Source organism: Stappia sp. ABD4_338 (assembly GCF_056312175.1).
The window spans coordinates 4,325,056-4,337,447 of sequence record NZ_CM149982.1; the positions used below are offsets into that span (position 1 = coordinate 4,325,056).

General features: G+C 67.5%; 13 protein-coding genes. 8 read left to right on the forward strand and 5 right to left on the reverse strand.

The window, feature by feature from the left end:
- The first annotated feature begins 122 nt into the window (after window positions 1-122).
- From ACYX4S_RS19410 to ACYX4S_RS19425, 4 genes are read left to right on the forward strand one after another with little or no spacing between them, the layout of a single operon-like run.
- Window positions 123-701, forward strand: coding sequence for a YqaA family protein (locus ACYX4S_RS19410; protein WP_422067420.1), 579 nt, complete (start codon window positions 123-125; stop codon window positions 699-701).
- 15 nt (window positions 702-716) lie between these two features.
- Window positions 717-1,238, forward strand: a complete 522-nt coding sequence (locus ACYX4S_RS19415; RefSeq protein WP_476361381.1) for a disulfide bond formation protein B — start codon at window positions 717-719, stop codon at window positions 1,236-1,238.
- Window positions 1,239-1,247: 9 nt separating this feature from the next.
- Window positions 1,248-1,478: a hypothetical protein gene (locus ACYX4S_RS19420; RefSeq protein WP_476361382.1), complete on the forward strand. Its 231-nt coding sequence runs from the start codon at window positions 1,248-1,250 to the stop codon at window positions 1,476-1,478.
- A gap of 45 nt (window positions 1,479-1,523) precedes the next feature.
- Complete coding sequence (locus tag ACYX4S_RS19425) at window positions 1,524-1,976, forward strand: metallopeptidase family protein (RefSeq protein WP_422067422.1); 453 nt, start codon at window positions 1,524-1,526, stop codon at window positions 1,974-1,976.
- Window positions 1,977-2,008: 32 nt separating this feature from the next.
- Here ACYX4S_RS19425 and ACYX4S_RS19430 read toward each other — a convergent pair whose 3' ends face one another.
- On the reverse strand, window positions 2,009-3,193 hold the full coding sequence (locus ACYX4S_RS19430) for an NAD(P)/FAD-dependent oxidoreductase (protein ID WP_476361383.1): 1,185 nt from the start codon (window positions 3,191-3,193) through the stop codon (window positions 2,009-2,011).
- 291 nt (window positions 3,194-3,484) lie between these two features.
- Between ACYX4S_RS19430 and ACYX4S_RS19435 the strand changes: the two genes are divergently transcribed.
- On the forward strand, window positions 3,485-4,366 hold the full coding sequence (locus tag ACYX4S_RS19435; protein ID WP_476361384.1) for a DMT family transporter: 882 nt from the start codon (window positions 3,485-3,487) through the stop codon (window positions 4,364-4,366).
- Window positions 4,367-4,389: 23 nt separating this feature from the next.
- Here ACYX4S_RS19435 and ACYX4S_RS19440 read toward each other — a convergent pair whose 3' ends face one another.
- Entirely contained in the window at window positions 4,390-5,262 is an 873-nt protein-coding gene (locus ACYX4S_RS19440) for a YihY/virulence factor BrkB family protein (RefSeq protein WP_476361385.1), read from the reverse strand.
- Window positions 5,263-5,489: 227 nt separating this feature from the next.
- Here ACYX4S_RS19440 and ACYX4S_RS19445 point away from each other — a divergent pair, with 227 nt between their 5' ends.
- On the forward strand, window positions 5,490-7,175 hold the full coding sequence (locus tag ACYX4S_RS19445; protein WP_476361386.1) for an acyl-CoA dehydrogenase family protein: 1,686 nt from the start codon (window positions 5,490-5,492) through the stop codon (window positions 7,173-7,175).
- A gap of 6 nt (window positions 7,176-7,181) precedes the next feature.
- On the opposite strand, the gene ACYX4S_RS19450 is transcribed toward ACYX4S_RS19445, so the two are convergent.
- A complete protein-coding gene (locus tag ACYX4S_RS19450; protein ID WP_476361387.1) occupies window positions 7,182-7,787 on the reverse strand; it encodes a TetR/AcrR family transcriptional regulator in 606 nt (201 codons plus the stop codon).
- A 160-nt stretch (window positions 7,788-7,947) separates the two neighbouring features.
- Between ACYX4S_RS19450 and ACYX4S_RS19455 the strand changes: the two genes are divergently transcribed.
- Window positions 7,948-8,526 carry an NAD(P)H-dependent oxidoreductase gene (locus ACYX4S_RS19455; RefSeq protein ID WP_476361388.1) on the forward strand — a complete coding sequence of 193 codons (579 nt, stop codon included), beginning with the start codon at window positions 7,948-7,950 and terminating at the stop codon, window positions 8,524-8,526.
- A 16-nt stretch (window positions 8,527-8,542) separates the two neighbouring features.
- On the opposite strand, the gene ACYX4S_RS19460 is transcribed toward ACYX4S_RS19455, so the two are convergent.
- The gene (locus ACYX4S_RS19460; RefSeq protein ID WP_293722259.1) at window positions 8,543-9,064 is read right to left on the reverse strand and encodes a GNAT family N-acetyltransferase; all 522 of its coding nucleotides are present in this window, start codon (window positions 9,062-9,064) and stop codon (window positions 8,543-8,545) included.
- A 464-nt stretch (window positions 9,065-9,528) separates the two neighbouring features.
- Between ACYX4S_RS19460 and ACYX4S_RS19465 the strand changes: the two genes are divergently transcribed.
- Complete coding sequence (locus ACYX4S_RS19465; RefSeq protein WP_476361389.1) at window positions 9,529-9,936, forward strand: DUF2794 domain-containing protein; 408 nt, start codon at window positions 9,529-9,531, stop codon at window positions 9,934-9,936.
- A 94-nt stretch (window positions 9,937-10,030) separates the two neighbouring features.
- Here the strand turns inward: ACYX4S_RS19465 and ACYX4S_RS19470 are convergent, their stop codons facing one another.
- Window positions 10,031-12,112 (reverse strand): S8 family peptidase, encoded by a 2,082-nt coding sequence (locus tag ACYX4S_RS19470; RefSeq protein ID WP_476361390.1) that lies wholly within the window; start codon window positions 12,110-12,112, stop codon window positions 10,031-10,033.
- Window positions 12,113-12,392: the final 280 nt, after the last annotated feature.

Consider the following 12,392-nt stretch of genomic DNA (forward strand, 5'->3'; position numbering starts at 1 on the left):
GCGACCGGGCGCGATCATAGCCACGGCGCCTGCGTCGTCAATTGAAACCTCCGGCCTGTCCAAGACCGGATGCCGCAGCGGATTGAGATGACAAGCGGCCCGCGTCCGGCTATTGAGCTTTCATGTTGCGCCGCCTCTACGACTGGACAATGTCGCTTGCCTCGGGACGCCGCGCGCCGCTGGCGCTCGGGGCGGTTTCGTTCGCCGAAAGCTCGTTCTTTCCGATCCCTCCCGACATCCTGCTGATCCCGATGGTGATCGCCCGGCGGACGAAGGCCTTCGCCTATGCGACGATCGCCACCGTCACCTCCGTTGTCGGCGGTGCGGTGGGCTATGCGATCGGAGCCTTCCTGTTCCTGCAGGTGGCCGAACCCATACTGGCGTTCTACGGTTACCTCGACAAGTTCGAGCAGTTCGGCGCCCGTTTCAACGAATACGGGGCGTGGATCGTGTTCATCGCCGGCGTGACGCCCTTTCCCTACAAGGTCATCACAATCGCCAGCGGCGCGACCGGCCTCGACTTCGCCGTCTTCATGGTCGCCAGCGTCCTGGCGCGGGGTCTGCGCTTTTTCGTGGTGGCGGGTCTGCTCTATCTTTTCGGCCCGCCGATCCGGACCTTCATCGAGAAGCGGCTCGGGCTCATGTTCACGATTTTCGTGGTGGGACTCGTCGGCGGCTTCATCGCGATCAAGTTCCTGTAACGCCAAGGGGTTCCCATGCTGCTTTCCCGCCTTACGCCCGCCGTCGCGACGCTGCTCGCGCTCGTTGGCGGGCTTGCCGCGATCCTGACGGCCTGGGGGTTCCAGATCCTCGGCGGATACGCGCCCTGTAAGCTGTGCCTGGAACAGCGAGTTCCCTATTATATCGGACTTCCGCTCGCGCTCCTTGCGCTGATCCTCCTCTGGAGGGGGCACATGCGGTCTCTCGCCATGCTGCTGCTGCTGGCGGTCGCGGCGGTGTTCTTCTACGGCGCTGGTCTCGGGATCTATCAGTCCGGCGCCGAATGGGGCTTCTGGCCCGGACCGGTGGACTGCGGCGGCGGAGCCGCGATCCCGAGTTCGGCGGCGGGAATGCTCAACGCGCTCAAGTCGACGCGCGTCGTGAGCTGCACCGAGGCAAGCTGGCGGCTTTTCGGCCTGTCCTTCGCAGGGTGGAACGCGGTCGCCTCGGCCGCCGTCGCGCTGCTGGCGCTCGTGGCGGCGCTGGGGCTGCGTGCCCGGCGCGACCGCACGGTCTGAGGGGTGGTGATGACCTCGCGCGAGGAAAAAGACGCCGAACGCCGGGAAGAAGCCCGGCGCACGCTGTCGAGGGCTGAGCGCGAGAGCGAGACCGTGCTGCGCGCCGCCTTCGAGGGAGCTTCGAAGACCCGCGAGGAGGAAGATCCGATCGAGCGCATGGGCCGGCGTATCGGGCGCGGCGCCGGGGCCGTGTTCGCGATCGGACTCGCGATTTACCTCCTGTGGACCTATGTCCTCTAGAAATCGTCCGTAGGGGACGGGGCTTGCAGGAAGGACGCAGGACGCATGGGATTTGTTGACAGGCGCGGCGTTGATCGTGACTGGGCCGGGCTCATGGCCCCCGATCTATCCGATTTCGAGACGTTGGCGCGCCATGCCTTCGATGATCTGCCCGAAACCTTCCGCGCGCTGTGCGGCGAGATCGAGATCCGGGTCACGGATCTCGCCGAGGACGACGTCCTCGACGCCCTGAGCATCGAGGACCCGTTCGAATTGCTCGGTCTCTTCGAGGGCGTCGGCCTGGCGCAGGGCGGCGCCACCGGCTGGAGCGGGCAGATGCCCAACCGTGTCACGCTCTATCGCCGCGCCATCCTCGATTACTGGGCCGCCTACGAGGAACCGCTCGGCGACATCGTCACTCATGTTCTGGTGCACGAGATCGGCCATCATTTCGGCCTTTCGGATGCCGACATGGAGGCCATCGAGGCGGAGCCGGACGACACGGGGCCGTCCGCGTAGTCGGCACGTAGCCGGCGTGGGGCCAAAGGGCCTCAGCCCTCCGGCAGAAGACCTTCCGCGAACGGCTTTCCCACCGCCCGGCGCGCCATCATGTGCGAGCGCGGGTGGTTGATGCTGTCGACCGCGATGAGCCGCCCCTTTTCAAGATAGGCGACGAAGAAACTGCCCGTCGCCGGATCCCCGAACGTGCGTGCCTCGTCATGGCCGGGCGAGAGGCCGGCGATCTGGAGCTTGACCTTGTACTGGTCGGACCAGAACCAGGGCACCGGATCGTAATCCGGCTCGCCGCCGGTCAGCGCCTGGGCGACGATCTTGGCCTGGTCGATGGCGTTCTGGACGCTCTCCAGGCGGATCGAGCGGTTGTAGAGGGCGGAGAAGAAGCGGGTGCAGTCGCCAGCGGCGAAGATCGCCTCGTCGGAGGTGCGTCCGGCCGCGTCGACGAGAATGCCGTCATCGGTCTCCAGACCCGTGGCGCTCGCGAGCTCGTCGTTGGGCTGGGCACCGACGGCGGTCAGCACCATGTCGCAGTCGATGGTGCTTTCATCGGCGAGCCGCACCCCCTCGACCCTGCCCGTGCCGTAGAAACCGGCGATGGCCGTGCCGAGGCGCAGCGTGACGCCTTCGCCCGTATGCAGCGCCTCGAACCAGGACGAGACGGCGGGCGAGACCACGCGCTGCATGACGCGTTCCTGAGCCTCGATGACGGTCACCTCGTGGCCGAGCTTGCGGGCCACGGCGGCGAATTCCAGTCCGATGTAGCCGCCGCCGACGATGGCGATGCGCGACGGGCGCTGGAGGTGGGCGCGGATCGTGTCCACGTCGGCGATGCCGCGCAGGCTGACGATGCCCTCGAGATCCGCGCCGGGGACCGGCAGGCGGCGGGGGCGGGTGCCGGTCGCCAGCACCAGCCGGTCGTAGGCGAGGATTTCTCCGTCCGAAAGCCGAAGCTGTTTGGTGTCACGCTCGATGGCCTCGACGCGGACACCGAGACGGCAGGTGATGCGGTTCTGCTCGTAGAAGGCATCGGGGCGCAGCGCCAGCCCCTCGGCGTCGATCTCGCCGGCGAGGTATTTCTTGGACAGGGGCGGGCGCTGATAGGGCGCCTGTGCCTCGTCGCCGATCAGCGTGATCGGTCCTTCGTGGCCGGCCTGGCGCAGCGACTGCGCGACCTGCGCGCCGGCCTGTCCGGCGCCGACGATGACGATGCTCTCGCCCATGATGTTCCCGTGTCCCTTGGCTTTGAGCGCCGGTCGGCGCTGTGCGTGGAGGCGTGGCCCGTGGCCGTGGCAGGAGGAGCGCCGCGCGGGGCAGGGGGACCTCGCGCCGCATGAACCCGGGCGGACTTTGCCCGCGATTTTTCCAAAGCGCAAACGCGGGATCGGCCGCCGGCGTGCTCCGGCACCCGGGAGATAGAGGATGCGGGTCCGTCGGCAAGACACTATGGTGCCGTGTCGGTGCCCTCCGGTCGATCGACCGTGATCCCCTTCGAGGTTGTCTTGGGAAACATCTTGCAGAAAACCGCGCCCGGCATCTTCGTGCTGCTGTGGTCGACCGGGTTCATCGGTTCGAAGCTTGGCGCGCCCTATATCGAGCCCTTCGCCTTTCTCACCGTGCGGTTCGCGCTGGTGCTGCCGGTGCTTGCCCTCATCGCGGTGGCAAGCGGCGCGCACTGGCCGCGCGGCGGCCGGGCCTGGGGCCATGCGATCCTGGCCGGCGGGATGATCCATGGCGTTTATCTCGGCGCCATCTTCTATGCCATCGACAATGGAATGCCGGCCGGCGTGACCGCGCTGGTTCTGGGCCTGCAGCCGCTGATGACGGCGTTGATCGCCGGCCCCATGCTGGGCGAGGCGATTGCCCGGCGGCACTGGGCGGGGCTGGCGCTGGGCGCCGCGGGATTGGCGCTCGTCGTGTTGCCGAAGCTCGGCGCGGCCGCCTCCGGCATGACGCCCGCCAATGCGCTCATATGCCTCGTGGCGGTGGCGGGCATCTCCCTCGGCACCGTCTACCAGAAGAAGCACGCGGGAACGACGGATCTCGTGTCCGGCACCGTGGTGCAGTATTTCGGCGCGCTCGCCGTCGTCGCACCGCTGTCGCTTGGCGAAAGCTGGCACATCACCTGGTCGGGCGAACTCGTCTTCGCCATGGCGTGGCTGGTGCTTGTGCTGTCGGTCGGCGCGATCCTGCTGCTGATGGTGCTGATCCGGGCGGGCAGCGCGGCCCGGGTCGCGAGCCTGTTCTACCTGGTTCCGGTGGCGACCACGGTGGAGAGCTATTTCCTGTTCGGCGAGACGCTGGTGCCGGCGCAGATCGCGGGAATGGCGCTGGTTGTCGGCGCGCTGCTGATGATCCGCGAGCGTCGGGTCGGCACGCGGCGGATGCCCGCCTGACGGCCTGCCCGCCCACGCCCTGACTAGCCCCCCACACCCTGGAGGCTTGTGGCTGCCTGCTTGCGCCGGCGCAGGATCGCGGCGTTGAGCTCGCCGCCGAAAACGAAACACGCCGAGACCATGTAGAGGAACACCAGCGCTGTCATGACGCCGGCAAGGCCGGCGTAGGTGGAGACATAGTTGGCGAAGCTCGCCAGATAGGCGCCGAAGGCCGCGCCGGCGGCCAGCCAGAGCGCAAGGGTGGCCAGGATGCCTGGCAGAACGTCGAGAAAGCGCCGCCGCTGCGCGGGCAGGAAACTGTGCACCACCAGCAGACCGCCAAGCGTGAGCAGGGTCGCGATCATGTAGCGGGACAGGTTCAGCCGGTTGACGAAGGGCTCGATCACCGGGGCAAAGGCCAGTGCCGCCTTGATCGCCAGCGGTGCGAAGACGATCAGGAAGGCGAAGGCGATGAGAATCACCGAGCCGGCGATGACCAGCGCGATGGCCATGAGCCTGAGGCGCAGGTAGGAGCGGCGCTCGATGACGCCATAGGCCCGGTTGAGCGCGATCCTGAGCGCGTCCACCCCGTTGGCGGCGAACCACAGCGCGACCACGATACCGAAGGTCAGGGCATCGCCGCGCGGCTCGGTCAGAACGACGCGGATCTCGCGCGCGATGGGGCCCGCGACCTCCTTCGGCCAGGCATCGAAGAGCAGCGCCGCGATCCGGTCCGCCATGCCGGCCATGCCCAGGAAGCCGGTCAGCGCCGCGATGAAGATCAGGAAGGGAAACAGGGCGAGCAGGGACGACAGGGCCACGTGGCTCGCGACCGCGAAGCCGTCGTCGGCGCTCATGTGACGGATGGCGTCGCGAAGGACGGCGAAGGTGGCCCGGAAGGCTCTCTTGAAACGCATGGTGAGACGGTTTTGCGGTGCAGGCGCTGCCCCGTCAACCCGCCCTCGATCAGAGCCATGCGCCAGGCATGGGGCCCGAACCAGTGCGCGCAAGATAATTTCTCCAGGGGCGAGCCAAAAGAAGCATTGCTTCGCGGCGAGGCGGCGGTAATGTGTGCGCTGCACCATTTTCGGCCGCGAAGACGGGGCCGGAGGCGCGAGGGAGAGAGTTTCGGGAGATGGACGGGATGTCGCAGACTGGTCAGGCGGAGATCACGAGGGACGCCGGGGAGACCGGCGCGCTGAGGGCGGCGGCAGTCGCGGACGTGGAGCGGCTCGTGAGGCTGGCGGTCGCGCGGGTGCGCGACCTGGTCGCCGTGGACGGGCGGATTTCCTCCGCGCGCATGGAGGAGGAACAGCGCGCGACCCATGGCCTTGCCTGGCTCGCGACCTACGCGGAGGCGCTGAAGCAGCTCGACGCCTGGGCGGCACGTCTTGGCGAGGAAGGCGCGTTCGGGGAGACCGAGGAGCTGACGCTGCGCATCGCCTTCGCCGAATATCTGGCGCAGGTCTTCGGCGGCATTCCCATGAACCAGAACGAAATCGTGCGCCTGGCCGATCTCGGCATCGCGCGGGAGGAGGCCGACGGCTTTCGCACCGCAGCGGTGGATCGGCTGATCGACGAGGGCAGCGCAAGACATCTTCGCGCCCGGCTTGCGGAACTCATGCGCCAGCAGCGCGGCGTGTCGGTCTTCGGCGCGACAGGGCTTGAGGACACCTATGAGCAGGTGCGCGGCGAGATGCGGCGATTCGCGTCCGACCGGGTCGAGCCCTTTGCCCACGACTGGCATCTGAAGAACGCCTACATCCCGCTCGAGGTCATCGCCGAGATGGCGGATCTCGGCGTGTTCGGCCTGACGATCCCGGAGGACTTCGGCGGATTGGGGCTTGGCAAGGAGAGCATGTGCGTCGTCTCGGAGGAACTGAGCCGGGCCTATATCGGCGTCGGCTCGCTCGGCACGCGCTCCGAGATCGCCGCCGAACTCATCCTGTGCGGCGGAACGGACGCGCAGAAGGCCGACTGGCTGCCGAAGATCGCGTCCGGCGAGGTGTTGCCCACGGCCGTCTTCACCGAGCCCAACACCGGTTCCGACCTCGCCTCGCTGAAGACGCGTGCGGTGCGCGAGGGCGACACCTGGAAGATCTACGGGAACAAGACCTGGATCACGCATCCGGTGCGCGCCGACGTGATGACGCTACTGGCGCGAACGGACCCCTCCGAGCCGGGCTACAAGGGGTTGAGCATGTTCCTGGCGCCCAAGCCGCGCGGCACGGACGACGAGCCCTTTCCGGCGCCGGGAATGTCGGGCGGCGAGATCGAGGTGCTCGGCTATCGCGGCATGAAGGAGTACGAGATCGCCTTCGACGGCTTCGAGGTAGCGCATGAAAACCTGCTCGGCGGGGTGCCGGGACAGGGCTTCAAGCAGCTCATGCAGACCTTCGAGGCGGCACGCATCCAGACGGCGGCACGGGCGCTTGGCGTCGCGCAGGCGGCATTGGATCTCGGGCTTCGCTATGCGGAAGAGCGCGTCCAGTTCGGCAAGTCGCTGATCGCCTTCCCGCGTGTGTCCGACAAGCTCGCGCTGATGGCGGGCGAACTGATGGCGGCGCGCCAGCTCACCTATTTCTCGGCCTTCCAGAAGGACTCCGGCCGGCGCTGCGACCTGGAAGCGGGCATGGCCAAGCTTCTGGGCGCCAGGGTCGCCTGGGCGGCGGCGGACAACGCGCTGCAGATCCACGGCGGCAACGGTTTCGCGCTCGAGTACCAGATCAGCAGGGTGCTGTGCGATGCGCGCATTCTCAACATCTTCGAGGGCGCTGCGGAGATCCAGGCACAGGTGATCGCGCGCCGGCTGCTCGACGAGCGCAACTGAGACACCTCACGCGCTGGCGCTTGCCCAGCGTTCGACAAGGGCGGTGAAGAAGCTTTCCTGGGCGGCGGCATCGGCCAGTGTGCCGATGCTGTGGCCGACGATGGCGTGATAGAAAAAGGCAAGCAGACCCTGCGCGGCCAGCGAAGGGTCGGGATGGCCGGGCAGGGCTCCGGCGTCGGCCGCGCGCGTGCAGGCCAGCGTTGCCACCTCCTCAAGCTCCGCGCAGACCTCCAGGAACTGGCGCGTCCAGGGACCGTCCTTCAGCGTCGACTGCACGAGGAACAGGCGCGCGAATTCCGGGTCCTCGCGGTAGAGCGTCAGGAGCGGCAGGAACACGCCGGCCAGTGCCTTGCCCGGCGTCTGCCGTCCCACGGCTTCGGCGCGTGCGCGCATGTCCGCAAGGATGGTGTCGAGGCCATCGATCTTGGCGGCGATGAGAAGGCCGGTCTTGTCGCCGAAATGCGCGAAAACCGTCGCCTTGGAGACGCCGGCACGCTGTGCGACGGCCTCGGCGCTCGTGGTCTCGAAGCCGTCCTCGGCAAAGGCCGCGCGAGCCGCAGCGAGGATCTTCGCGCGTGTGTCCCTTGAACGTTGCTGGGGTCTTCCGACCATGCGTCCCTCATTTCCGACGCCCGGCAGCATGCCGGGTGCCGCGAGCCGGCACCACCAGCGTCGATCACGGATCCGTGATACGTGGAAGCAAATATTGACCATGGTCACAAAATGAATGATTACGTGACCACGGTCAATTTTGTAGAGACGGAGCGTGGTCGTGGCAAGCAGGGTTTTCATTCTCGACGGACATCCAGTGGCATCCTCCTATTGCGGGGCGATCGCCTCCGCCTATGAGCGCGGCGCGGAGGCGGCGGGCCGGGAGGTCAGGATCTTGCGGCTTTCGGCGATGGACTTCGACCCGGACATGCGCTCGGGCTACGGCGAAAAACGCGAGCTCGAATCGTGCCTTGCCGACGTTCAGGAGGCACTGTCCTGGTGCGATCATCTTGTGATCGCGCATCCGCTGTGGTGGGGCGGTGTTCCGGCCAAGCTCAAGGGGCTGTTCGACCGGGCATTGCTGCCGGGCTTCGCCTATCGCTACGAAAAGGGAAAGGCCTTTCCCGTGCCGCTGCTCAAGGGGCGCACGGCGGAGGTTCTCGTCACCAGCGACACGCCGGGATGGTATCTGCGCTACGTCCTGCGGGCACCCGGGTTCCGGGTGATGCGCAAGCAGATCCTGGAGTTCTGCGGCTTCTCGAAGGTGCGGTTCCGCATGTTCGCGCCGATCCACGGATCCGGCGAGGAAGACCGGAGACAGTGGCTTGAAAAGGCGGAGCGATACGGCGCGCGCGGGTAGGGCTGCAAGTTCGCGGTCAGGACGGATCGTCGGGGAACCAGCCGAACACGGTGAGGTGCAGCGAGGTCTGGGCGACGCGCTCGCGGGTCGTCATCAGGGCCTGGCCGCCGCGATTGTGATAGAAGCGCACGGCTTCCTCGTTGTCGCGCAGCACGCGCAGGGCAAGACCGGACAGTCGCGACTTCTCAAGCGCGGAGCGGGCGGCATGAAACAGTTCGGTGCCGAATCCCATGCCCTGATGGTCGGGGCGCACGTAGAGCTCGTAAATCTCGCCCTCGAAGGGAAGCTCGCGCATCCGGCTGCGACCGAAGGTGGCATACCCGGCGGGAACGCCGGCCACATGCAGCACGAGAATGCGCACGCCGCGTGACAGCGCCGTGCGCCACCACTTCGGCCCGCGTCGGGAGATCATGCGTTCCAGCTCGATCCCGTCGATGACACCGCGATAGGTCGCCCGCCACGTTTCCTCATGGATCGCGGCAAGCGCTTCTGCATCCTGGGCGCGCGCGGGGCGCAGGGCTGTCAGACCGAGTGTCATGACCTCATGATAGCCCCGTTTGCGGCAGGACAAAAGCAATGCGAGCAGAGCGCGAAATTTTGTCGCCGCTGTCGGAGGTTGCGAGGGGGACGCGGGAGAAAAACGGGTCCGGAAACGGAAAAGGGCCGGCGCTGAGCCGGCCCTTCCGGTTGCATCCTCGTCCAGGGAAACTGGAGACCAGTGCCTGAACCGGAACCCTTGCCGCAAAACCCCGGGGGGCTGGGGGGCTGTTGCGTTCCGAAGCTTCGCAGCGGGTTCCTTCTGCAACGATGCCGTTATCCCCCTCCAAGATGGCGCGGTATGGGCTGCAATTGGGCAAAACTATGAAATCGAACGGACCCCGCTTCGGCACCGCCTTCGCCTGTTCGCCGCCTCCCTTGCCAAACGGGTTTTCCCCGGCCCATCATGACGCTTGCGTGACGGCATCGAGGGCCCGCGATCCGGGCCGCAGACCAGGAGGCGCCATGAGCGATCCCGAGGATATATCCGCACGATCCGGGGCGGCGGGCCAGCAGGGGCCGGCCCGGCCCCAGACGCAGGGCCACGCCCAGCCTCAGGCACCGGCGGCACCGCCGGTCACGGCGTTCCACCGCCGGGAACTGGATCTCATCCTGAGGGTCTACGGGCAGAAGGTCGCAGCCGGAGAATGGCGCGACTATGCCATCGACCATCTCAAGGACCGGGCGATCTTCTCCGTCTTCCGCCGCAGTTCCGAGATGCCGCTCTACCGCATCGAGAAAGTGCCGAAGAACGCGCGCCGTCAGGGTGCCTTCGCGGTGGTCGGCGCGGGAGGGACGATCCTCAAGCGTGGCGGCGAACTGGCCCAGGTGCTCAAGGTCTTCGAGAAGCGCCGGCATCTCAGCCTGGTCTGAGCGCTCGGGCTCCGGTTGACCTGAATGACAATGCGAAACGGCCGCGCGGGGATGGCGCGGCCGTTTGCCTTTGCGTTTGCGGGCGGAAAGGGCGTCAGAACTTCATGCCGACGCTGGCGTTGAGCGCGTGAGACGTCGCGCGCGCCCGGTACTCGCCCGAATACCCGAGCGTGCCGGTGACACGCCCCGAGGCCGAGGCGTAGGTCAGGCCGGCGGACAGGCGGGCGATGTCGCGTCCGATGCCAAGGGAGCCCGCCGCGACGGGAGCGCCGAGCATGGTTGTCGCGCGGCTGTCGCCGAGCGAGCCGATCGCACGGGCATAGGCGAGGTCCAGCACCGGACGGAAGGTGCCGGCGGATGTGTCGAAGCCGTTGGCCACAAGCCGGATGCCGGCGCCCAGATCCGTCTGCGAGGTCGTTGCGGACGGTGCGGTGAGAGCGAAGGCCCCGGCGCCGGTTTCGCTCGTCGAGCCAAGCCACTGGTGCACAAGCCGGGCCTGTGCGTAGGGCTGCAGCGTGGCGAGGGCGGTCTGGAAGGTCATGCCGACACGCGCGTTGCTCCACGCGCCGATATCCGTCCCCTTGGAGGAACCGGAAAGGCCGCCCGCCGCGCCGCCCGCGCCGACGATGCCCGACCGGCTGGTGGAGGTCTCGAAACGGCTGAGGCCGGCGGCTCCGTCGGCGAACCAGGCGCCGCGCCGAAGCCCGGCGTAGGCGAGTGCGTGCAGCCCGGTGGCGCGGCTCCTGTTGCCCGAGCTCGAGGTGCGCGTCTCGCTGAAGCCGAGGCCGATGCCGAAACGCACGTCCTGCGAGGGGCGGAAGTCCATGCCGGTCAGCGCGCCGGCGGAGCGGGTGAGCGCCGAGCCGCTGGTGGCGCTTGCCGACGTGTTCGTGAGGCCGGCGATGGGGGCTGCCCACCATCGGGCATTGAAGTTGGTCTCCGGCGCGGCGCCGTTGGTTGAGAAGGTGACGTTGCCGGTGGAGGGAGCGCCACCGTCGAGCCCACCGGTCAGCGATGCCGCCAGGTCCGCGATCTGTCCCATGGTGCGGCCCTGGGCATAGGTGCCTTGGGCGTAGATCGCGCCGGTCTTGGCGTCACGGGTCGAGGTCAGGGCGTCAAGGTTGAGAATGCCCCAGCCGTAGATGTCGTCGATGCCGGCTTCGCCCACGTCGGTCGCGGTGGCGAAGATGAGTTCGGTGAGCTCGCTGCCCTTGGCGTCGGGGAACATCTGCCGCGCGATGGCAAGCGCGCCGGTGACATGCGGTGCCGCCATGGACGTGCCCGACATGCGGACATAGTCGCCGTCGTGCGAGGTGGAATAGATGCCGCCCGTGTCCTCGTCGTCGTCTCCGCCGGGAGCGGAAATGCACCAGGTCGCGGCGATGCCGCAACGGTTGGAGTAGGGAGCGATCTCGCCGTCCTGTTCCAGCGCGGCGACCGCGATCCAGTGCCCCTTGAGCTCGGGGTAGAGGACGGGAAGGCCGGGCTCGAGCGCCACGCTCGGCAGGCCGTCGTTGCCGTTGGCCCAGACGTAGACATTGCCCGCCTCGACCCCGCGCTCGATGGCATCGAACATGTAGTCGTAGGTGGTCTCCAGATAGGTCCGCGCGTTCTCCAGGTCCGTGCCGCCCGAGGGCATCATCGGGTCGGAGCCCCAGGAGTTGTTGTAGAACTCGATGCCGTTGGCCAGCCCGTGGTCGAAGAGGCGCGCGGCGGTCGTGTCGAGCGTGGCATCATCGATTGCATCGCTGCCGTAGTTGGTGAGCTGAAGGGCCGCCACCTTGGCGCCCGGCGCCACGCCGACCATGCCGTAACCGTTGCGCTCGGCCGCGATCGTGCCGGCGACATGGGTCCCGTGCCCTTCCGCGTCGATGCCGTCTGCGGAAAGGCCGGTCGGACCGTTCATGGAAACCGGGCTCAGGTTGCCGACAAGATCGGGATGAAAGGCGTAGATGCCGCTGTCCACGACGCCGACGGTAACGCCCGCACCGGTGTAGCCGCGATCATGCGCCGCCTTGGCGCCGATCATGCCGAGACCCCACTGGGCGTCGTACTCGGCATCCGGATCCGCCTGGGCCGAACCCGCAAGTAGGATCGCGCCGAGCGCGGTTCCCGCGAGCAGAAACGAATGGCGCGGTGCAGGGGAGAAATGACGAAAACGGTTTACGCGTGACATGACGGTCCGTCCGCTTGTTGAGGATCGCCGACGATATTGCCAAGGGCGGACGGGCGGTCAATCGGCGGCAGGCCGCAAGGGCATGCCGAAGGCAAGAAATGGACGCGGGGGAGATCCGGCCGGACTGGGTGACAAGACGCGTGATGGCGGTCAGGGCAAAAGCGGCCGGCACGAGGGGCGCGACAGAATCGCCGGGCCACCGTCGGAAACGAAAAAGGGGCGCGGATTGGCATCCGCGCCCCTTTTTCCTGTCTTGTTCCGCGGGCCGGTGCGGGCCCGC

What these genes read in the sequence shown, in the direction of transcription:
- ACYX4S_RS19450 (WP_476361387.1), bottom strand. Translation starts at nt 7,787, where the DNA reads ATGGTCGGAAGACCCCAGCAACGTTCAAGGGACACACGCGCGAAGATC.
- ACYX4S_RS19470 (WP_476361390.1), bottom strand. Translation starts at nt 12,112, where the DNA reads ATGTCACGCGTAAACCGTTTTCGTCATTTCTCCCCTGCACCGCGCCAT.
- ACYX4S_RS19420 (WP_476361382.1), top strand. Translation starts at nt 1,248, where the DNA reads ATGACCTCGCGCGAGGAAAAAGACGCCGAACGCCGGGAAGAAGCCCGG.
- ACYX4S_RS19445 (WP_476361386.1), top strand. Translation starts at nt 5,490, where the DNA reads ATGTCGCAGACTGGTCAGGCGGAGATCACGAGGGACGCCGGGGAGACC.
- ACYX4S_RS19430 (WP_476361383.1), bottom strand. Translation starts at nt 3,193, where the DNA reads ATGGGCGAGAGCATCGTCATCGTCGGCGCCGGACAGGCCGGCGCGCAG.
- ACYX4S_RS19415 (WP_476361381.1), top strand. Translation starts at nt 717, where the DNA reads ATGCTGCTTTCCCGCCTTACGCCCGCCGTCGCGACGCTGCTCGCGCTC.
- ACYX4S_RS19410 (WP_422067420.1), top strand. Translation starts at nt 123, where the DNA reads ATGTTGCGCCGCCTCTACGACTGGACAATGTCGCTTGCCTCGGGACGC.
- ACYX4S_RS19460 (WP_293722259.1), bottom strand. Translation starts at nt 9,064, where the DNA reads ATGACACTCGGTCTGACAGCCCTGCGCCCCGCGCGCGCCCAGGATGCA.
- ACYX4S_RS19440 (WP_476361385.1), bottom strand. Translation starts at nt 5,262, where the DNA reads ATGCGTTTCAAGAGAGCCTTCCGGGCCACCTTCGCCGTCCTTCGCGAC.
- ACYX4S_RS19425 (WP_422067422.1), top strand. Translation starts at nt 1,524, where the DNA reads ATGGGATTTGTTGACAGGCGCGGCGTTGATCGTGACTGGGCCGGGCTC.
- ACYX4S_RS19465 (WP_476361389.1), top strand. Translation starts at nt 9,529, where the DNA reads ATGAGCGATCCCGAGGATATATCCGCACGATCCGGGGCGGCGGGCCAG.